This window comes from Paraburkholderia phytofirmans OLGA172, assembly GCF_001634365.1.
Lineage (GTDB): Bacteria > Pseudomonadota > Gammaproteobacteria > Burkholderiales > Burkholderiaceae > Paraburkholderia.
The window spans coordinates 776,289-795,430 of record NZ_CP014578.1 but is presented as its reverse complement, the minus strand read 5'-3'; the positions used below and the strand labels follow the sequence as shown (position 1 = coordinate 795,430).

Annotated in this window: 16 protein-coding genes and 4 pseudogenes; 6 read left to right on the top strand and 14 right to left on the bottom strand. The window is 58.3% G+C overall.

Annotated features, from left to right (window positions below):
• Positions 1-4 precede the first annotated feature (4 nt).
• The gene (locus tag AYM40_RS03385; protein WP_063494983.1) at positions 5-1,114 is read left to right on the top strand and encodes an MraY family glycosyltransferase; all 1,110 of its coding nucleotides are present in this window, start codon (positions 5-7) and stop codon (positions 1,112-1,114) included.
• A gap of 166 nt (positions 1,115-1,280) precedes the next feature.
• On the opposite strand, the gene AYM40_RS03380 is transcribed toward AYM40_RS03385, so the two are convergent.
• The 8 genes from AYM40_RS03380 to tnpA all read right to left on the bottom strand — a co-directional run bounded on the left by AYM40_RS03380 (position 1,281) and on the right by tnpA (position 10,441).
• Positions 1,281-1,958, bottom strand: coding sequence for a nuclease-related domain-containing protein (locus tag AYM40_RS03380; protein ID WP_236720889.1), 678 nt, complete (start codon positions 1,956-1,958; stop codon positions 1,281-1,283).
• Positions 1,959-2,051: 93 nt separating this feature from the next.
• On the bottom strand, positions 2,052-2,627 hold the full coding sequence (locus AYM40_RS03375; protein ID WP_236720888.1) for a hypothetical protein: 576 nt from the start codon (positions 2,625-2,627) through the stop codon (positions 2,052-2,054).
• Positions 2,628-2,976: 349 nt separating this feature from the next.
• Positions 2,977-3,345, bottom strand: a complete 369-nt coding sequence (locus tag AYM40_RS03370) for a hypothetical protein (RefSeq protein WP_063494980.1) — start codon at positions 3,343-3,345, stop codon at positions 2,977-2,979.
• Positions 3,346-3,354: 9 nt separating this feature from the next.
• The gene (locus tag AYM40_RS03365; RefSeq protein WP_063494979.1) at positions 3,355-4,449 is read right to left on the bottom strand and encodes an integrase domain-containing protein; all 1,095 of its coding nucleotides are present in this window, start codon (positions 4,447-4,449) and stop codon (positions 3,355-3,357) included.
• Positions 4,450-5,260: 811 nt separating this feature from the next.
• Complete coding sequence (locus AYM40_RS39880; RefSeq protein ID WP_148662091.1) at positions 5,261-5,878, bottom strand: hypothetical protein; 618 nt, start codon at positions 5,876-5,878, stop codon at positions 5,261-5,263.
• A gap of 379 nt (positions 5,879-6,257) precedes the next feature.
• On the bottom strand, positions 6,258-6,920 hold the full coding sequence (locus AYM40_RS03360; protein ID WP_063494978.1) for an NERD domain-containing protein: 663 nt from the start codon (positions 6,918-6,920) through the stop codon (positions 6,258-6,260).
• A gap of 458 nt (positions 6,921-7,378) precedes the next feature.
• The gene (locus AYM40_RS03350; RefSeq protein WP_158515234.1) at positions 7,379-8,353 is read right to left on the bottom strand and encodes a hypothetical protein; all 975 of its coding nucleotides are present in this window, start codon (positions 8,351-8,353) and stop codon (positions 7,379-7,381) included.
• A gap of 1,671 nt (positions 8,354-10,024) precedes the next feature.
• The gene (gene tnpA, locus AYM40_RS03345) at positions 10,025-10,441 is read right to left on the bottom strand and encodes an IS200/IS605 family transposase (protein ID WP_063494975.1); all 417 of its coding nucleotides are present in this window, start codon (positions 10,439-10,441) and stop codon (positions 10,025-10,027) included.
• A gap of 22 nt (positions 10,442-10,463) precedes the next feature.
• On the opposite strand from tnpA, the gene AYM40_RS03340 reads away from it, so the two are divergent.
• Positions 10,464-11,678 (top strand): RNA-guided endonuclease InsQ/TnpB family protein, encoded by a 1,215-nt coding sequence (locus tag AYM40_RS03340; protein WP_063494974.1) that lies wholly within the window; start codon positions 10,464-10,466, stop codon positions 11,676-11,678.
• Positions 11,679-11,894: 216 nt separating this feature from the next.
• On the opposite strand, the gene AYM40_RS03335 is transcribed toward AYM40_RS03340, so the two are convergent.
• Positions 11,895-12,203, bottom strand: a complete 309-nt coding sequence (locus AYM40_RS03335) for a helix-turn-helix domain-containing protein (RefSeq protein ID WP_082854928.1) — start codon at positions 12,201-12,203, stop codon at positions 11,895-11,897.
• Between AYM40_RS03335 and AYM40_RS42195 the strand changes: the two genes are divergently transcribed.
• Both AYM40_RS42195 and AYM40_RS03325 read left to right on the top strand, forming a co-directional pair.
• On the top strand, positions 12,156-12,476 hold the full coding sequence (locus AYM40_RS42195; RefSeq protein ID WP_063494972.1) for a transposase domain-containing protein: 321 nt from the start codon (positions 12,156-12,158) through the stop codon (positions 12,474-12,476). The genes AYM40_RS03335 and AYM40_RS42195 overlap by 48 nt on opposite strands.
• A gap of 14 nt (positions 12,477-12,490) precedes the next feature.
• Positions 12,491-12,982 carry a hypothetical protein gene (locus AYM40_RS03325; RefSeq protein WP_063494971.1) on the top strand — a complete coding sequence of 164 codons (492 nt, stop codon included), beginning with the start codon at positions 12,491-12,493 and terminating at the stop codon, positions 12,980-12,982.
• A gap of 244 nt (positions 12,983-13,226) precedes the next feature.
• On the opposite strand, the gene AYM40_RS43580 is transcribed toward AYM40_RS03325, so the two are convergent.
• Positions 13,227-13,493: a methyl-accepting chemotaxis protein gene (locus tag AYM40_RS43580; RefSeq protein ID WP_082854927.1), complete on the bottom strand. Its 267-nt coding sequence runs from the start codon at positions 13,491-13,493 to the stop codon at positions 13,227-13,229.
• Between the two features lie 177 nt (positions 13,494-13,670).
• Here AYM40_RS43580 and AYM40_RS03320 point away from each other — a divergent pair.
• Both AYM40_RS03320 and AYM40_RS03315 read left to right on the top strand, forming a co-directional pair.
• Positions 13,671-14,390: pseudogene (locus AYM40_RS03320) on the top strand (glycosyl transferase); the annotation flags it as partial.
• A 333-nt stretch (positions 14,391-14,723) separates the two neighbouring features.
• Positions 14,724-15,110 carry a GtrA family protein gene (locus tag AYM40_RS03315; RefSeq protein ID WP_063494970.1) on the top strand — a complete coding sequence of 129 codons (387 nt, stop codon included), beginning with the start codon at positions 14,724-14,726 and terminating at the stop codon, positions 15,108-15,110.
• Positions 15,111-15,405: 295 nt separating this feature from the next.
• Here the strand turns inward: AYM40_RS03315 and AYM40_RS03310 are convergent.
• From AYM40_RS03310 to AYM40_RS03295, 4 genes and pseudogenes are all read right to left on the bottom strand, one after another.
• A pseudogene (locus AYM40_RS03310) lies at positions 15,406-16,254 on the bottom strand (ATP-binding protein).
• A gap of 12 nt (positions 16,255-16,266) precedes the next feature.
• A pseudogene (gene istA, locus AYM40_RS03305) lies at positions 16,267-17,815 on the bottom strand (IS21 family transposase).
• Between the two features lie 184 nt (positions 17,816-17,999).
• Positions 18,000-18,608: pseudogene (gene istA, locus AYM40_RS03300) on the bottom strand (IS21 family transposase); the annotation flags it as partial.
• A 37-nt stretch (positions 18,609-18,645) separates the two neighbouring features.
• Positions 18,646-19,137, bottom strand: coding sequence for a hypothetical protein (locus AYM40_RS03295; RefSeq protein WP_063494969.1), 492 nt, complete (start codon positions 19,135-19,137; stop codon positions 18,646-18,648).
• Positions 19,138-19,142 lie beyond the last annotated feature (5 nt).

Here is a 19,142-nt window from a genome sequence, read left to right as displayed (position 1 = left end):
TTTCATGCTTAGTTTTGCGCTCGGCTTTCTCGTTTCACTGCTGATCACGCTGTTGATCGTGCGCTATGCGCATCTGCATGAAAAATTCTCCACCGATACCGATCTGGCCGGCGTGCAGAAATTCCATGTGCGCCCGGTGCCACGTATCGGCGGCGTTGGGATTCTGATCGGGCTGATCGTGTCCGCGGTGCAGTTGCATCATGCGTATCCCGCCGTGTCGGGCGGCATTCTGGGGCTGATCGCTTGCGGTGTGCCGGCGTTCGGCTCGGGATTGGTCGAGGATCTGACCAAGCGCGTGTCGCCGCTCGCGCGGCTCGTCTGCACGATGGCAGCAGCCGCCCTCGCCTACTTCCTGCTGAATATCGCCGTCACGCGCATCAGCGTGCCGCCGCTCGACTTTCTGCTCTCGTATGCGGTGATCTCCTGCGCGGTCACTGTGCTGGCGGTCGCTGCGCTTGCCAACGCGATCAATATCATCGACGGCTTCAATGGCCTGGCGTCGATGGTCGCGTTCATGATGTTCGCTTCACTCGCTTACGTGGCGTTCCAGGTGCACGATCCGATCGTGCTGTCGGCATCGTTCATGATGATGGGCGCGGTGCTTGGTTTCTTTATCTGGAATTTTCCGGCGGGGCTGATTTTTCTCGGCGACGGTGGCGCGTATTTCATCGGCTTCATGCTTGCCGAGTTGTCGATCATGCTCGTGATGCGCAATCGCGATGTGTCGGCGTGGTATCCGGTGCTGCTTTTCATGTATCCGATCTTCGAAACCTGCTTCTCGATTTACCGGAAGAAGTTCATTCGCGGGATGTCGCCGGGGATTCCCGATGGCGTGCATCTGCATATGCTGGTTTATAAGCGGTTGATGCGATGGGCGGTGGGGGCGAGGACGGCGCGGGAGTTGACGCGGAGGAATTCGCTGACGTCGCCGTATCTTTGGTTGCTGTGTCTGATTGCGGTTGTGCCGGCGACGTTGTTCTGGCGGCATACGCTGCATTTGTTCTGTTTTGTGGTGGTGTTTGCGGCGACTTATGTGTGGCTCTACATGAGCATCGTGCGCTTCAAGTCGCCGAGGTGGATGGTGGTGAGAAAGCGAGGCGGTGATCGCAGGTAGCACGCCCGACAGAAACCGCCCCACCATGCTTACCCGCAGTTTAGTCTCTTCCGAAGGCTCACCTTCGCCGTGATCGGGGCGTGACTTCAGAGTCGCCATCCTGATTAGCTGGCAGCAACAGCACTTTGAAGCGGTCCCGAACTCAGATCAGGGCAGACAATTCGTATCACCCTTGACCGCGTGCGCGACCTTCCTGAATGCGTTGCCGGTGTTCTACGAGGGCTTGTGGTCGCATGTCTGCATGCCGCAGAATCTCGTCGGCGACCGTGCGCACAGGCAAGCGCCCCGTTCCAGTATGTGCAAATCGCTTCTGGCATGTCCTCAGATGCCTGTAAAGTTCGCCACGCTCAAGCAATGCGGCGGGAAGTGTCGGATCCACCGTTCCTGCTTCGTGCGAAAACACGCCGAGACCTTCGACGTTCCACAGTCGCGGCGGGAGCAGCCCCCTGAGAAACCGCACCTTTGCCGCATTCTGCTTCATCGGCGATGTGCCCGCGAGTCGCTGTCCGTCAATCGCCGCGAGCATCAGCTTATCGTCGGTTTCACCACGTGTGACAGCGCCAGCCCAATGCTTTGTTTCGATAACGAATATTCCGAACGGCGTGATCACCAGATGATCTATCTCGGCGGTCGGAAAGGCGCTCCCCGGCGCGTGAATAAGAATGAGGCCATCGAATACCAACCAGTCATCGCCACACAAGCGTGCGAGATGCCTGTGCAGATCGCCTGAAATCCGCCTCTCCCCTTCCTCGCCGGGCGCCATAGGCGGAAACGTCCCTGCTATGGGGGCTCTGTCATCCAAAAAACACTTACTGTTGCAGCTCAGATACGCCCACAGCAACAAGGCGCCGAGCGCAATTAGTTGTAACAGCATACTGGTTTCTCCTGTGTTGATATCGGTAAAACCAGCTTATGCAGTCCTTTGCGAAGTCAAGGATCACGTGAGAATCCGAATGCCAGAAGGAAGCCGCTTTTCTGATGGAGTATCTTCGGTGAAGGCCTGTGACAACGCGCGCGTCGTCGTACCAAGCGCACGCGCCGCCTTTCGCAGATTGCCGCGATGCTCCGTCAACGCCGACAGGACGTTGTCATATGTGAGCACGGGGATAGCCGGGCCGCCGCGGGCTGGCGCAACGGCCGCCACAGCGGGTGATTTGTCGCCGTACGCCGTCTGCGCTCGCACAGTCGAATTGAGCAGCGCAAGGAGTGTGCGCTTTCTGATCCAAAGCAGAAACTCGCGCCAATGTACGAGTTTGGCCTGATCGTACCAGGTTGCATCTTGCGCCGACCATCGGGCAATGAGATAGCTTAAATGCTTGCCCTGGAAGTTCCATGGCGTTTGCAGGGCAAAGCCACCAGCACGCAACGCCTCAAAGCCATCCATCAGTTCCGCCACGCGACGACATTGTGTTTCGGGCGAGACTGGGTAATTCGCACCTGTTCGCCGATCATATTTCCAGTTGACTTTGCGCCTGACAAGCTTGCGAAATTCGCGCTTGAATTCGCCCGGCAAACTGCTGCAGGCAATAACGTATCGGTAATCATAGACAACTTGCATACCAATTTTCCTTTTTTAACCGGTGAAAGATCACTGCGGCGCAACGCGCCGGCTTTTTCGGGGGCGCGTCGTTTATCGGGCTGCGTGCGCCATCGGCGAAGCGAAGAGGCGAACTGCGAAACCGGCGGGGCTCACAAGGTGGACCTCGCAGTCTGGTTTGCTGCGTATTATTTAATCCATGGCAGACGGAGCCGACACACGCACGTGTGATGCGATCGCAGCCTGCAGCCTGCGTCTCTACCATCGATTGCGTCGCCGACGCGCTCAACGCGGCGTCAGCCCGAGGCCTCGTCGCCTACTGGAATCAGGCATAAAGTCTTTTGGCAAACTGGTATTTACCGCTTTTGTCATTGACAAGCCGTTCGCGTCTCACGCGAACGCTAAGCTGTGTCAACTCGTTGTGGGAGAAACCTGACTCGAGCAAAATCAGCCTGACGCAGGTGAGCTCCAACAGTAGCGATTCCACGTCCGGATTCCCCTCTGAACGAGTTTCGATGAAGCGCGCAACCGAAGCTACGTTCAGGTCTTCTAACCGCTTCGGAATTTCCGAATATCGAGCAGTAAATTGTTCAATTGCAAGCCAAACGGTATTCGTGATAGTGCGCATTGTGTCGTTGAATCCGATTCGTTCGGCGCAATATCTCACTTGATGAATCAACAGAGAATCTGACATAGAAATACCTCAGGATTTGAAAAGACACTTCTCGACCGAAGTGCGGCCGTGGAGTGCTGTCTCATCGTCTGCGGGGCCAGCGCGGCCGATCGGATAGCCACTTAGCGCGCTATGTCGGCGCTTCGCCAATTGACGGGCTGCTGCACGCGGCAATTTGGCCGGTGGGCGGCGCTCATCTTTGACGTTGTACAGCGATATTTGACCTTCAAATTTGTCCCTGATGGACTGGCAGTAGTGTCCAAGGATCATCTGGGCGCGTGTTGGACCGTGGCCGAGCGATTCGCTTAGTTGGACTAGAACATCATACGGGGGTACTCCGGCTTCCAGCAGCTCCAGCGCACTCTTGAGCGCATAGGTATAGCGAAGAGAATGGAAACTTGTAGGACCGGTGACGCCGGCACGCCGCAGCAATGCCTTCAGGCGATTCATTGCCGATTTGAGAGTTTTGCCATTGCCCGTGATCAATTCCAAGTTATGCTCGCGACAGTAAGCGAGTGCAGACCGGACCGATTCAGTTGTCTGCGCTCGCTCGCTTTCGATGACTCGTACTTGCCGGGGTCTTGCATTTTTAGAACCGCGCATTAGCGAAATCGTGGAGTCGCCGCGCTCGAGTGCATCAAGCCACATCCTTAGATCAGGCGGGCACATCAACGCTTCCTTACGCCGCAGGCCCAGATGAAGTGCGAGCGAAATCATGTGGGTTAGCCCCTGGTCAATCCTCCTTGCTCGCACGAACAACGCCTCAATTTCCCTCGGGGTCATGGCCCGCTTTGTTCCTTTCCTTACTCGCCGAACCAGTTGCAGCTCCTTATTGCTGCAGACGGCATCAATGTTCCGACCGGCATAGCGCGACGTGACTCGAATAGCCGCGAATATATTTGCCAGCGTGCCCGCAGCTTTGCCCTGCGCTGCGCAGTATTGGGCATACGCATGAATTACCCATGCTGGAATCTCGCTGATCGACGAATGTAACTCGCCAACCTGTCTGGCGAAGCGCAAAAGACCTGTCGTATCAAACCGCCTGTTCTGTTGTGTTGCAAAGCTACCGCCCGCCTTTTTGCTGCTCACTGCTGAATCGTGTATGGCTTTTGACATCATGCTCATCGCCTACCTCCAGAGTCCGACCCGCGTCTCAACCCATGTTCGCGCGCGGGATACGCGAACACGCCTCCGGTCACGAATGGCTCGTGACACATCTGGACATCGTTGGATGTCTAAAAAAGCGCGCTGGGCGGAGGTTGCCCACACGCATATGCGAGGGTTTTCGAGGTAATTGGAAGGGCCGGGTGACGCGTTGAGCTGTGGGATCCGTTATCGGATAGGCCCTTGAGTGGAAAGGTCCCGGAACGGGGTGGATGCCCACAGCGAGATACGGACTCACGTAAAGTTGACGTGAGGCGCACTATCTGATGATGAATGAACTCAAGGTCAATTTGACGGATGCTCCGCTGAGATGCCTGAGGAAAGCTGGGCTTGTTCGCCGTCGTGAAAACGCCGGTAGCGCGGGGGGCGTTGTAAAAACAGCAATTAGTCTATTGTGAAATTGTCACGCAACCAGTCGCTGTCACGTCGGATTACAAAACCGCGTGACAGCACTTGGCACAGACAGGTAATGAGTATTGGCCAGGTGGCCGACTGGCCTGGACGATACTTCTCTCTGTTGGGTACAGTTCGCGCTTTGCCCATTGGCCTCCCATGCGATACGACGTCAGCTCGCCGCAACGCATAGTTGGCAGCCATCTTAAGATGGCGCGCATAGACTCTGGCGCATCGCAACGAGGACTCACTATGCGGCAGGATTGCCGCGGTACCGCTGAGGAAGGCGCGGCAACGCGACCATTGATCGGTCTGACACCGCTGCCTTCCTCCTGCATGGCTGCGCCGCTGCGGCATTGACCAACTGCGGCGCACAAGTTCATGAACTTTGAATAGCAAAGCAGCGATGCCCAATAACGAGAAGTGCTATCGACAAAAAACAAAGTGCGACAGGTTCAACAAGGGACTTCCCGCTCAGAGCGGGAGTAGTTGCAACTTCAAGGCAGGCTCCAATTAAAGCAATGGCACTAAGCATGTGTGCAAATCGCCCGTTAAGTTCCCGCTGACCAGCGGACTGAGAAAAGAGGCGCTTGACGTTAAAAAGCGTCTCGCGACGAACAGCGGCATTGAAATCGATGAAATACCCGCGTTCAGAATCATGCTTTATCGCGAATCGAGCGCTACCGTATTCAGCAATAAATGATTTTCGTCGGTCGAATTGATCAAGGATCTCTATTAGCGATATTAAACGTGCCGGCAACGTCACCTGCGCTGATTCGGGGCTCAGTAAAGCACGATCAGCAAGTACAGTCCCATCTTCATAGGACACGACAACACCTATTAATTTCATGGCTACTCCACTATTAAATGATTGATGGTTTTCTTCGTAAGGCCAATCGCCCAAAGACGATGAATGATCCGAAAAAAAGCGCTTTTCCAGAAGAGGCTGCCACCTTCCGGTGGTCAAAAAAGCAGTGAGAATCTCGACAATCCCCAAGCCGGTTCCCGAGTCCAGATCAGCGTCAGACGCTGATGGGCGAGAGAAAAGGCCTTCCGTGAATCGTACGATTCGTTCCAGTCGATGCGTTGAAAACGCGGTGTGTAAGGTGACTATAGCGCCCCTACGCACTACGTTCCACGCAGAAAGCTAAGGAAAAGAGGGGGTCTTTTCCTCGTCCAACGAAATAGCAGGTGCCGTTCACCGCGTGCTCGTGTTACGGCGGCCGAACCATCATCAGGCGTCTCACCCGGCCCGCAGTCTAGCGGCCATACGGGTTTTGCTGGTTTCACGTGAGTGCCCGAAACGTCCGCGCCGCATTGACTGGGACTTCCAGCCCCCTCATTCCCGGCCATTTACTAATCAATAGTTGGCAATTTCAGCTTTTCCCCCAATCCGCACAGCGCGATTGCAAATGCGCGGAGATGCTGTCGGAATCAAGATATTGGGAATGGGTCTCGCGATAGCGCTTTAACCTAGTTCGCATGAAATGGTGCAGCTCAGCCGCTTGCAGGATGGTTTCCGGCAACGCGGGATCAAGCACACAGTGCGAGGCAGAAAATACGGCGATGCTTTCAACGGGGCAATTGTATGCGCCAAGTATCACGCGCAGGTGTCGCAGTGCTGGCTTTGCCCTGCGTAATGGAGATGTCTGCACGGAAACAACGCCAGGCCTTTCATGCAAAAGAAGCTCGTCAGCATTCATTGAGCTCTTGACCATGCCCATCCAGTCGTATCGATCGATGGCAAACGCGCCGTACGCGGAGACAGCAAGACAATCTATCCATGTTACGGGATTGCGCGTGCCCGGCGCGTGCTCCAACACAACTCCACGGCGGACAACGAACGCACTGTCGGTCATCGCCTTGAGCACCGATGCAACATGTTTTGCTAATGGAGAACATAGCCGACGTCGCTGCGCCATCCATCCGGCGCGTTCATAATCCAGCCGCCTGGAATCCATGCCTAGACCCTCGAAGCACGCAGCAATGTTGAATGCCTCGTTGCCCGCTGAAGGAAGCTGCACCTTAACCTTTTCCATCTGTTCTCCTTTCGCTCGCTGCTGTTTTCGATACCTTGAGCTTGCCTTGTGCAGCTGGAAGTCAAGGTAACGGCGCAACAAAAAGGAGATCTGGAGCCTCGTGGCCATTGGTCGGGTTACCTGGCACCAAGAGCACGGCTGTGACGCGCGGGAACTCAAACTTAGTAAGTCCAACGGAGAGCAGGAATGTGACGCCCGCGAACAAGGGGGGTTTGGGGCGAATCGACGGGAGGATTGCGACCAGGGCAGTGTTAAGAAGCAGAGCTTCAATGGAGACGTCATGCCTCCGAATACAACTCCTGAGCGAGAAAATCTCGACGATCATCCCGCCTTCAGGGGGAGCGCTGACTGGCCGCTGGGACGAGGTCGCTCCATATCCGGACGGTGTTGATGCGCGTGGTCTTTCAAAGGCTGGACCCTGATGCCCGCTGCCTAGGCAATGCGCCGTGCGCAGCGTGTCAGGTAGCGGAAAACCGAGGAGCCGCGGTCTTGAAGCAGAGATGATTGCTCAACAGACGGTTGATCTCGATGCCCTCGGAGGTAACAGTAATTTTTTTCAGAGCACTGCGAATGGCGAACTCCAATTCCCGACGATATTGGAAGAGGAAGTCTGCATGGTTGCACTCGATAATGAGTCGTTTAGTTCCCCTTCCCCGCCTGATGCGCACACGAGAAAGATCAGATGGCCGGACATTCTCGTTATTAAACTCTCGAAGGACGGTTTCGGCCGTCGCCCCCATCCCCTTCATTTTTAAATAAATGCTCTGAGCGCGCTGGAGCAGTACTTGCCTGCCCCAATCTTTGTCAAGCGCAAGGAGTTTCCGTCCGACGGCAAAAGTCAGTTCAGTCTCGGCGAAAAGAACCGGCAGACTGTGCCAGAGCGCTTTGATGTACACGGCGTCGCGTATGTTCTTTCGGGAAATATTGAGCGCACGGGAGCAACCGCTGTAACTTGTCCATTCCCCTTTGGCGACACCGAGATGATATCGGTGGGAGATGTTCCTGGGTAAGTCTAGTGTGCTTTTCAGGATTCGATTCTCAGACTCGCGGGACCAGCGCAATGATTGCTTCGACGCGAACACTTGCCCTTTTACCATCGCAAGCACCGCCCTGGTTGGAAACTTGTTGCCAGCGGCAACATGCTCCCCAATTCGCTGACCCACGATTTCAAGGCCATCCCGCGCTATAACCTCGCGCATAACCCGTACCGAATAAGGGGTTATCTCAGCAGGCTTTTCGAACAACTCGATCAACCCATCTGGCAATTCAGCTAACTTAAGTGCCAACGACAGTTCCGCCTGACTGACACCCAGTGCATTCAATGCGTCCGCCTGCGTCGTCCACTTCCCCTCGGCAAGTCCATTTTCATAGAGAAACTCAATAGTGTAGCAACTGCGCTTTTTGAATGATCGAAGCAGTCCATTATGGGTCATAGTCATATCTCACATTTGGGCTGGTGTCGCAGTCTTCCGCAGCCACCGTATCAACGATACGCGATTTTGCGCGCGAATGGCGACGGAATGGAGTGCAAAACGTATCGTCTTTCGAAAAAAGAAAGGACGATAAACGGCTATAAAGAATGGTCACGCATTCATGGGCGTCCCGGGCGGAGGCACGACCGGCGGGCAGCGATGAACGGCGCGGCCCGTTACCGGGGGTACTCGAAAATAGACGCACCCATTCACAGCTCATGCGCACAATTTTCGCAACGTCGGATCGAGTGAAGCCCCCTGCAGCTCGATAGGGTCGCCTGAAAACGGGTTGACCTTTTACATAGCTACTCCTTGGACTAGCGCACAACGTGTTACTGCCAGTTCCGAACAAAGGCGCCGATTTTCGTCGTCTTTCTGGTGCGCAAAGATGGGCGCCAACTGGTAGTAGTCCGGGATCCCCCGCCGTTTTGGTTGTTTCCAATTGGGGGGTGATGTAAAGTTGGAAATAACACGACTTCATTAAATCACAATTTTTTCAACGGGTTAGCCACCGTAAAATTAGGGCCACGTTGTAACACGTTAGGACGTGCCGCACTAACCGAAGCGTCGCAGCATCAGGGCCGACCGAAGCCCACCCAGTACCTCTCTTGCTCTTTCCGCGTTATCTGGGCGGGTGAGAACGGTCGAAGAAAACCGATGCGGACTGGAAGGATATGCGCGTTGTGAGGACATCTCCCACTCGTCCTGAGTTATCGAGACCCTAATAGCGGGCGCCTGTGCGTGTGGCGGCCGCCAAAGGCGTCAAAAATCGGCTTCCTTGTCAGAAAGTGGGTCTCTCGCGCAATAGGAACGCAGTGCTATTGCTGCGTCTGCGAAGTCGACCCTGGCGCCGGTTTCGTCGCGGGAAAACGCAACGCATGCGAAGGTGTTACCGCCAGCTGCTTACGCATGATCGACGTGTACCTCGTCCACTCCCAGGGAGCGGCGGGAGCATGCCAAGCACTTGAGCCAGTCATTTCTGTCTTGGCGAATCGACGACAGGTGGGCTCTGCGCTTCTTCGACTTCGGGCGTCTTCCTCCTAGATAAGCGCCGTCGCGTTTAACGTGTTAAAGCCTGTGGCGCCACTGGTCGACTGACTTCATTGCCTTGTTTTGATTGACAAAACAGGGCGATTTGCGAAAAACGGATTGACTGATCAAGCGCGCGGATTTCGCAAATCCGCGTCGCGCGCGCCGCGCGTGGCATGTGCAAGTCGCAGTTCACGTCCAGGCATCAGCGCAGCCGGACCTACCGCTACGGCAGCTCTCCTGCACCTGAACCCGCATGCTCGCCAAACCGATGCCGCTTGCATCGCAAGCCGCGGCGACCCGTCTTCACACTCAACTACACGATCAGGAAGCGGCAATTGCTGCAAATACCTGAAACGGGTCTGACATCACTTCTGCGCCTCAATTGTCCACACCCCGCCGGATTGCGCCCGGCTGGCGCCTGTAACCAGTCGGCAACCAATACGCAGGCGTTCGGCCATTGCACGGAAGCCAAAGTACTGGAACCTGTCGCAAGCGTGCTCGCGCCTCACGCGAAAGAAGTGATCTAGTGCGCGTCAAACCTCGCCCCTTCAGAAGGGCGGGGAAGGATAGCGCGGACGGCATAGCCGTCCTTTGGGGTGCTCAGTGCGGCGTTCGCTGTTGCTCGATGTACTGACGGATCACTGCAATGGGAGCGCCTCCGCAGCTACCGGCGAAATAGGATGGCGACCAAAGCGCACCTCCCCACAATTTGCGCCGGATGCTCGGGTAGTTCTTCTTTCGGATCATGCGGCTCGAAACGCCCTTCAGGCTGTTCACCAGCGCCGATACGGCGACCTTGGGCGGATAGTTCACCAACAGGTGCACATGGTCGTCCTCGCCGTCGAACTCGACTAGCTCGGCCTCGAAGTCGGCGCACACGCTTGCGAACACAACGCGCATATCGTCGAGGATATCTTTCGTGAAGACGCCACGCCTGTACTTGGTGACAAAGACCAAATGCACGTGTATCAAGAAAACGCAGTGGCGTCCGTATCGAATGTCGTTGTCAGTACTCATAGACCAAATTATAATCGTGACTATGGAACGACTCCAAGCCTTCAAATTCGAGCTTATGCCGACCGGCGAGCAGGCGCGCAAGATGCGCCAGTTCGCCGGCGCACGCCGGTTTGTCTATAACAAGGCTTTGGCGTTGCAGCAGGAGAATCGCGAGGCTGGCGGGAAGTTCATCGGCTACGTCGGCATGGCGAAGCGGCTCACCGAATGGCGCAATGGCCCCGATACGCCGTGGCTGAAGGATGCTCCGGTCCATACCCAGCAGCACGCACTGAAGGATCTGGACCGCGCATTCGTCAATTTCTTCGAGAAGCGCGCCGACTACCCGTGTTTCAAGCGTAAAGGTATGGGCGATAGCTTCCGCTATCCAGACCCGAAGCAGATGAAGCTAGACCGCGAGAACGGCCGCATTTCTCTGCCGAAACTCGCGTATATCCGCTACCGCAACAGCCGTATGGTGCTCGGCGAGGTTCGCAGCGCGACGGTATCGCATCGCGCCGGCAAGTGGTACGTGTCGATCCTCACGAGGCGCGAGGTCGAACAGCCGGTTCCGCACGGCCCGGTGGTCGGCATCGACGTCGGCGTGGCCCGCTTCGCGACTCTGAGCGACGGCACATTCATCGCCCCGCTCGCCAGCTTCAAAAAGCACGAACAGCGGCTCGCGAAGTATCAGCGACGCATGGCGCGTAAGGTCAAGGGCTCGTCGAACTGGAAAAAGGCGAAGGCCCGCGTGCAGCGCGTCCATGCTCGTATCGCGAACGCCCGCTCGGACTTCCTGCACAAAGCCTCAAACGAGATCAGCAAAAGCCACGCAATGATCGCCGTCGAGGACTTGCAGGTACGCAACATGAGCAAGTCGGCAAGCGGTACGGCCGACGCGCCGGGACGCAATATCCGCGCAAAATCGGGCCTCAATAAGTCGATTCTCGACCAGGGGTGGTTCGAATTCCGCCGCCAGTTGGAGTACAAAACGGCGTGGCGCGGCGGATTCTTTGTCGCCGTCCCGCCGCAGAACACGAGCCGCACGTGCCCGTCATGCGGGCATATCTCGGCCGACAACCGTCGCACGCAGGCGCTGTTCGCGTGCGTGCGCTGCAGCCACGAAGCGAACGCCGATCACGTCGGCGCGATCAATGTTTTAGAGCGCGGACAGCGCTTGTTAGCCTGTGGAGAGACGGCGCAGTCGGGCCGCTCGAAGAAGCATGAACCCGCCGAAGTGACTCGGGCCATCGCGGCCTAAGCACCGTAGGAATCCCCGTCCTCTTCAGAAGGGCGGGGAGGACGCCAAGGAACTCACTTAACTTGAGCAGTGAAGTCGAGACGCCGAATCCGACCTCGCTCACCGGTAGCGGCGCTGAGCGCGGCGCGCTCGGGCCAGCGCCGGCCTCGGACGCTCTACGGTTAAGGAAGCAGAGTCGACAACTCCATGCGGATCGACAATAGTCCACGCTATGAGTCAGTGGTGAGGGTCGCCCTCTGTTTCGCCCAGAACGATCGCGTCCTCGCGTACGAGCGGCGCAGCGTGCCGATTCCCGCACTTCGCCAGGATTCGGTAAAGTGCTTGCCTGGAAATGTTGAGGCTTTTGGCTGCGCCTGACTTGTTGCCGTTTGCGGCCACAACGGCCGCTATCGCCTCTTCCGGAGAAACGGCGGGCCGGGAAAGACGTTCACCGGTGGCAAATGTCGAAATGTATGCGGTAGCCTTGGCCGCCAGGCTATGTCCTGCCGCCTCAACAAGCCGCTGCATCGCCGCCTGGTCATACATCGGTGGACGGCGGTCCGGCTTCGCGACGCGGAGTTATCCGGGAGTCGGCATAATGCTCTCGAGCGTCAAATTCGCCCTATCGCCCTTGGGAGAGCCAATTGGACATTCGCGGGCTCGCCGCGTGGCGCCAAGGCCGCCGCCACGATGTACTCGCTGCTCGCCACGGCTCGGCTAAACGCCTTCGAGCCCTATGCATGGCTCAAGGACACACTTGAGAAGTTGCCATCGTATCCTGTCAACCGCGTGCATGAACTGTTGCCGCTCGCCCGATAAACACCTCACCGCCCATGGACATTCTCGACTCGCTTCGGCAGGCGCCCAGCGCCGAGTTGTATCGCCTCTATCTCGCCATCGGAAAAATGCTGGACGACCCGCGACGTATTCTCGAAGTACGTCAACGCTTGCATCTGGGAATGGAGGTCAGCTATATCGGGGGCGATCCGCTCGCACCACCTTCGCACGGAACGGTGGTGGAACTGAGGCAAACCCAGGCGGTGATCCAGGACAACCAGAGCCGTCAGCGTTGGTCGGTGCCATACGCGGCCGTTATCCCCGGCACTGCGCGCGGCCCAACTCACGCGCCTGCGTCGCCGCCACCGCGAGCACAACGGGAGGAATTCTTCATTGGCGACACCGTCGGCTTCACCGACAAACATCTGAGCGAGCGGGTCGGCATCATCGTCCGGCTCAACGCGAAAACTGCGTCTATCGCCGTCAATAATTCGGAAGGCCATTGGCGGGTCTCTTACGCTCTGTTGCGGAAGATCGTCGACATCTAACCGCGCGACACCGTCAACACGGGTTCCGCTGACGGATACACAGCAATGCGGTATCGATCCCGGTTCAATGACGACCAGTAGCCTAGCCTGCTGGCGCTGCACATGAGCCGACGACGATCAGACTTTGCCGCGCCGCCAAAATGCGCAGACATTGTGCCCCGTTGTCTTCCAGATCGACGACGTTTACCATCCGCCGCATCATGTTGGCGAGCGCGCTGCAGTAGACGCTCTTGACGTCCCGTTTTTATTCGCCCGCACGCGCCGCTTCCACGACCGCATTCAAGGCACGTGTACTGGTCTGGAGCGCTATATTCGCGATGACGCAAGCGACTTCGCTAACCTTCAGCGAATAATCGGTAAGCCCGCTCATCCTTTCCGCGACGGGCGTCATGAGGTCGCTGCCGCGCGCTACGCAATTGAGCGCTCCTTGCGCGGAACGCTTGAATGGGCTTCGCGACGTCGGTATTCTGCTTGCCGTTGGCCGACAGATCTTCCATGCTTGCCGCAGCATTGTGCAAGATGTCCGCCTTGTGCTCTGTGCTGCTACTACAGCTCGGCGTTTCCCGGGCAGTTTCGCTCGCGCGCTGCGTGACGCGCCGTCTCGTCGGTTTGCTGCTCGCGCTCGCCACCTCGGCACTCGCGCGCACCGCAAGGTGTTCTCGACGGCAGCGAGGTAACACTGATCGTGCGTCTGATCTGCACGATCGTCGCGACGGCCCTTGCTTACTTTATGCTGAATATCGCTGTCACGCGCATCGGCGTGCCGGTGCTCGACTTCCTGCTCTCCTATGCGGTGATCTCGTGCGCGGTCACGGTGCTCGCCGTCGCCGCGCTCGCCTACGTGGCGTTCCAGGTGTCCGATCCGATCGTGCTGTCGGCATCGTTCATGATGATGGGCGCGGTGCTCGGCTTCTTCATCTGGAATTTTCCGGCGGGGCTGATTTTCCTCGGCGACGGTGGCGCGTATTTCATCGGCTTCATGCTCGCCGAGCTATCGATCATGCTCGTGATGCGCAATCGCGATGTGTCGGCGTGGTATCCGGTGCTGCTTTTCATGTACCCGATCTTCGAGACGTGCTTCTCGATCTACCGGAAGAAGTTCATTCGCGGGATGTCGCCGGGGATTCCCGACGGCGTGCATCTGCATATGCTGATTTATAAGCGCTTGATGCGCTGGGCGGTCGGTGCACGTACCGCTCGCGAGTTGACACGGCGTAACTCGCTGACGTCGCCGTATCTGTGGTTGCTATGTCTGGTCGCAGTCGTGCCGGCGACGATGTTCTGGCGGCATACGCTGCACCTTTTCTGCTTTGTGGTGGTGTTTGCGGCGACTTATGTGTGGCTCTATATGAGCATCGTGCCGCTTAAGTCGTCACGGTGGATGGTGGTGAGGAAGGGGAAGCGGTAGTCAGAGCAATCGGGTCAACGACCACGATGTCACTACGCAACCCCGTCACCAGGCGCGAAGAGCAGTCTGAAGTTCAACCGTCGAGGTGACCACTACTTTGACAACGGCCGGGTTAAAATCCCGCCAGTTGCCGTAGGCCCGGCATCAGGCCTCGTTGCCACCCCAATCCCTTGCTGTGACATCGCCGATTATCGTGAATCCATCCAAGACCGACACCCCGGTACCACCGTACGATATTGCAGTTCGAAGCAACCTCCAGCGTGCGTCCCGAGACTGGGTCGTGCCCCAGTCTGCCGATCAAGCAGCAAAAACTCGACTGGAGCTCTCAATAGCATGCGCCAGCAAGTGATTCGATTCGTGATCGCCGGCGTCGCCGGCTTCGTGGTGGACGCCGGCATCCTATACCTGGCGCTCGCCGTGGGCCTCGGCTATTTCGCCGGTCGCGCAGTTTCGTTCCTCTGCGCAGTCTGGGCCACCTGGCAAATCAACCGCCGCTACACGTTCGCCTCAGGCCGCAGCGAGTCGGCCTGGGTTGAGTGGTGGCGTTATCTTGCCGCGATGTCGGTGGGCGGAGTTGTCAACTATGGCGCATACAGCGCGACAGTTCTCACCCTAAACGGGCTGCCGTTCTTGCCCATCGTCGCGGTCGGGGTCGGTTCGTTGGCGGGCATGGTAGTCAACTTCGCCTCGGCTAAGCTGTGGGTTTTCAAGCAACGCTGATCACGTTGCGCTAGGCCGACTGAAGCGGAGCAATCGCTCCGGCGAATTGACCTGCACGATGTCCTCGCTCTATCCGAGCGCCGCAGCTTAGATTTCGCCGATGATGCCGGTCACATGCTCGACCGATTGCGTCGCTTCGTGCAAGCGGCCTGCTCGGCCACACCACTACGGAGAGACGGCTATTATCGCTGCGTGACTGCGGATTTCGGGGAAGGCGAACGCTCGTTTCGGTGAAGTCGAACAAGCTGGAGGGCGGTGCTGCGAGGTGCATGGATTGTAGCGTGAGTGTTCGGGATCAGGCTACGCCGTCATCGGGCTTATTCTTTCGGCGCATCGAGTCGCCCTTTAGCGGAAGCTTGTGGGCCTGATGCACGAGGCGATCGAGAATGGCGTCAGCGAGCGTCGGATCCTGTAGCCATGCATGCCAGTGTTCGAGCGGCAACTGTAATGCGATGAACAACATTATGCGGGGTTCGTACGGACGAACTCCGCATAATGTTGTTCATCGCATTACAGATTTTACGGAGTCGAACCCGTAAAATCTGGCTTGTGGCCAGCGTGGATCGGTGTCCGTGCCGGTCATCAAGCACCTCCAGCAGGTCACGTCGCGCGAATCGGTCAGCGGCGCCATCGCCAGATCGTCGAGAATTACGAGATCCGTCTTGGCCAGTTGTGCAAGCCACCGCGCGTAGCGGCCGCTGCCGTGCGCGATCGCGAGTTCGTCGTTCAGTTTTGGCACGCGCAGATAGCAGGCGGAGAATCCCTGGCGGCACGCCTGAATGGCGAAGGCACAACCCAACCAGCTCTTGCCGAGTCCGGTTGGGCCGACCAGGATCAGGTTCTGCCGCTCCCGAAGCCACTCACCGGTCAGCAGTCGGGCGGTAAGTGCCCGATCCAGCCCGCGGGCGGTGCGATAGTCGATGTCCTCAGGTGACGCGTCGGGGACCTTCAGTCTGGCCCGGCGCAGCCGGGCCGCCGTTTGTCGCGAGTCACGCTCGCTGGCTTCGCGCTCGACCAGCAGCCCCAGACGTTCTTCAAAGCCCAGCCGGTCAATGCCGTCCTGGGTCTGTTGCTCGGCAAGCGCCGCGGCCATGCCGGGCAGGCGCAGCGCGTGCAGTTTGTCGACAGTGGGATGTTGCAGCATAACGACTCCCTTTCAATGATAGTAAGACGGCCCGCGCACGTTGGCGTGCATGAGCGGCAGGTCAGCCTGGGCGGTAGCCGCTTCGGGCTCCCGGTCCAGGCCGTTCTTCAGCGTCGAGGCAATGAACTTGTAGTTCGGCGCTTTCAGATCGATGGCGCGGCGGCAGGCGGCTTCGAGCCGGTCACGCCCGTAGTCCTTGCCCATGCGCAGCACGCCCAGGCAGGTTCGATAGGATTGCTGCGGATGCTTGCGGGCACCCAGCAGATGCTGTATGACGGCCGCTGTATGCGGGCCGATGTCGGCGGCCCAGTCGCGCAGCCGTTGCGGATCCCAGCCTTTCGCGACCGCGAGATGCTCGGGCGGCATGTGCGCGTCGATCGTGGTGTGGTAGCGACGGCGAGCGCTTTTGCCGTGGGCAGCAATGCGTTGGCCACGATGGAAGATTTCGACGGTGTTGGCCGTGTGGCGCACGTCGACCTGTTCGCGCACGTAGCGGTACGGCACCGAGTAATAGTGCTGATCAAGTTCAACGTGATAGTCCGGGCCAATACGCGCGACCTTCCACTCAGCGTACTGATAGGGCCGCTCGGGCAACGGCCTGAGTGCCGGACGATCGATCTCGTCAAACACGCTCCGGCGGGAGCCGGGCAATTTCTTGAAGGGCCGGTTGTTCAGATCGGTCAGCAACGTGGCGACCGCCCGGTTCGCGTCGTCCAGGCTGAAGAAGCGCTGATTCCGCAGGCGGGCGAGGACCCATCTCTGCACCAGGAGAACCGATAACTCTGCTTTCGGCTTATCCCGGGGTTTTTTACTCCGGGCTGGAATGACCGCCACGGAGTAATGCGAAGCCATCTCCTGATAGGTCGGGTTGATGTCCGGATCGTAGAAGCCGGGCTTGTGCACGCCCGACTTCAGGTTGTCGGGGACCAGGATCTCGACCACGCCGTCATAGAACGCGAAGGCGCGCACGTGCGAGCCAATCCAGTCTGGAAGCTGCTGGGTCCAGGTGAGCTCCGCAAACGTAAGCCCGGACACGCCGAGCGCAGCGACGAACAGCTCGGCTTCGCGGATTTCACCGGTGCTCGGGTTGATGATGCCCAGCTTCTTGCCCGAGTAGTCGACAAACAGCTTCTGGCCCGGCACGTGCGTTTGCCGCATCGTGACCGGAAGCCGCTGCGCCCATTCCTGGTAAAGCCTTGCAGAACCAGCTGTAGCCGCAGCCGTCCGGATGCTGCGCCTTGTATTCCTGCCACAGCAGATCGAGCGTGACGCCTTTCCTGCCGATCTCGCGATGCACAGTCGGCCAGTCCGGCATGCCGCGCGTTGGCTCGCGCCGTGCCGGCGGCGGATACAGTCTCGCCTCGAGCGCCGCGTCGTCCGTCAGCAGTTCCGGTGGCAGCGGCCAGCTCAGCCCTGCCAGCCGCGTGCGGCGCAGGTAATGCCACACCGTCGTTGTCGAGGCACCGACCGCGTCGGCGATCTCCCTCTGGTTGCGGTCACACTCGAAATGCAGCCGCAGCACTTCCCTGATTTTGCGCATGGTCAACCTGACATTTGCCATTCGGCACTCCCGACAAAACCGTCGATCGTGCCACCGTTGACCCGCGTCGCCGCCACCCCGAAATCCTGTTCGCGATGGCGTGGAAACCCTGTTCTTTTTGCCGTGGAATCGGCATTAACTTTGCCGTGGAATTCGTGTTCTTTTTCCCGTGGAATCCCTGTTTACTTTGGCGTGGAATATTCAGGCGCTGGTTCAGGTCGGTGATGAGCTTGCCGATCGCTCTGTTCAGCTCGGCAAGACTGAAGAAGCGGTGATTGCGCAGCCGGGCGAGAATCCAGCGCTCGACGATCTGTACGCCGACTTCGACCTTGGCCTTGTCCTGTGGCTTGCGCGGCCGCGCCGGGAGCATCGCGGTGGCGTAGTGGTTCACGAAGTCCTGCGTGGTTCGACCGAGACCAGGCTCGTACCGGTCGGGCTTCGCGATTAGCGCGCGGGGGTTGTCCGGGACGAGCAGTTCGGGAACGCCGCCACAGAATTCCATCGCGTCGATCAGCCCGCCGATCCAGTCCGGCGTCGTCTCCGAGCGTGTCGCACAGGCATATGTGTAATTCGATGCGCCGAGTACAGCAACAAAGATATGGGCCTGGAAGGCAACCCCGCCGTCGCGAGCGAGGACCGGCATGGTCTGTCCGGCAAAGTCGGCGAACAACTTCTCGCCGGCGCGGTGCTGCTGACGCATTGAACGCTTGAGCGTTTGCGCCCAGTCCTTGTAGCGCTGGCAGAACTGCGTGTAGCGGTACGTGCGCCCGCCGGGATGGGACTCAACGTATTCCTCCCAGAGCAGTTGCAACGTATCCGTCAGCGGAACCCATGTTGACGGTGTCGCGCGGTTAGATGTCGACGATCTTCCGCAACAGAGCGTAAGAGACCCGCCATTGACCTTCCGAATCATTAACAGCGATGGACGCGGTTTTTGCGTTGAGGCGGACGATGATACCGACCCGCTCGCTCAGATGTTTGTCGGTGAAGCCGACGGTGTCGCCGATGAAGAATTCCTCGCGCTGAGCTCGCGGTGGCGGCGACGCAGGCGCGTGGGTTGGGCCGCTCGCAGTGTCAGGGATAACCGCCGCGTAGAGCACCGACCAACGCTGACGGCTCTGGTTGTCCTGAATCACCGCCTGGGTTTGCCGCAGCTCCACCACCGTTCCGTGCGAAGGTGGTGCGAGCGGATCGCCCCCGATATAACTGACCTCCATTCCCAGGTGCAAGCGTTGACGTACTTCGAGAATACGTCGCGGGTCGTCCAGCATTTTGCCGATGGCGAGATAGAGGCGATACAACTCGGCGCTGGGCGCCTGCCGAAGCGAGTCGAGAATGTCCATGAATG

Bases quoted from the DNA above. Each gene is read 5' to 3' on its own strand.
- AYM40_RS03385 (WP_063494983.1), top strand. From the start codon at position 5: ATGCTTAGTTTTGCGCTCGGCTTTCTCGTTTCACTGCTGATCACGCTG.
- AYM40_RS03370 (WP_063494980.1), bottom strand. From the start codon at position 3,345: ATGTCAGATTCTCTGTTGATTCATCAAGTGAGATATTGCGCCGAACGA.
- AYM40_RS03365 (WP_063494979.1), bottom strand. From the start codon at position 4,449: ATGAGCATGATGTCAAAAGCCATACACGATTCAGCAGTGAGCAGCAAA.
- AYM40_RS03360 (WP_063494978.1), bottom strand. From the start codon at position 6,920: ATGGAAAAGGTTAAGGTGCAGCTTCCTTCAGCGGGCAACGAGGCATTC.
- AYM40_RS03350 (WP_158515234.1), bottom strand. From the start codon at position 8,353: ATGACCCATAATGGACTGCTTCGATCATTCAAAAAGCGCAGTTGCTAC.
- tnpA (WP_063494975.1), bottom strand. From the start codon at position 10,441: ATGAGTACTGACAACGACATTCGATACGGACGCCACTGCGTTTTCTTG.
- AYM40_RS03340 (WP_063494974.1), top strand. From the start codon at position 10,464: ATGGAACGACTCCAAGCCTTCAAATTCGAGCTTATGCCGACCGGCGAG.
- AYM40_RS42195 (WP_063494972.1), top strand. From the start codon at position 12,156: ATGTCCTGCCGCCTCAACAAGCCGCTGCATCGCCGCCTGGTCATACAT.
- AYM40_RS03335 (WP_082854928.1), bottom strand. From the start codon at position 12,203: ATGTATGACCAGGCGGCGATGCAGCGGCTTGTTGAGGCGGCAGGACAT.
- AYM40_RS03325 (WP_063494971.1), top strand. From the start codon at position 12,491: ATGGACATTCTCGACTCGCTTCGGCAGGCGCCCAGCGCCGAGTTGTAT.
- AYM40_RS43580 (WP_082854927.1), bottom strand. From the start codon at position 13,493: ATGCTGCGGCAAGCATGGAAGATCTGTCGGCCAACGGCAAGCAGAATA.
- AYM40_RS03315 (WP_063494970.1), top strand. From the start codon at position 14,724: ATGCGCCAGCAAGTGATTCGATTCGTGATCGCCGGCGTCGCCGGCTTC.
- AYM40_RS03295 (WP_063494969.1), bottom strand. From the start codon at position 19,137: ATGGACATTCTCGACTCGCTTCGGCAGGCGCCCAGCGCCGAGTTGTAT.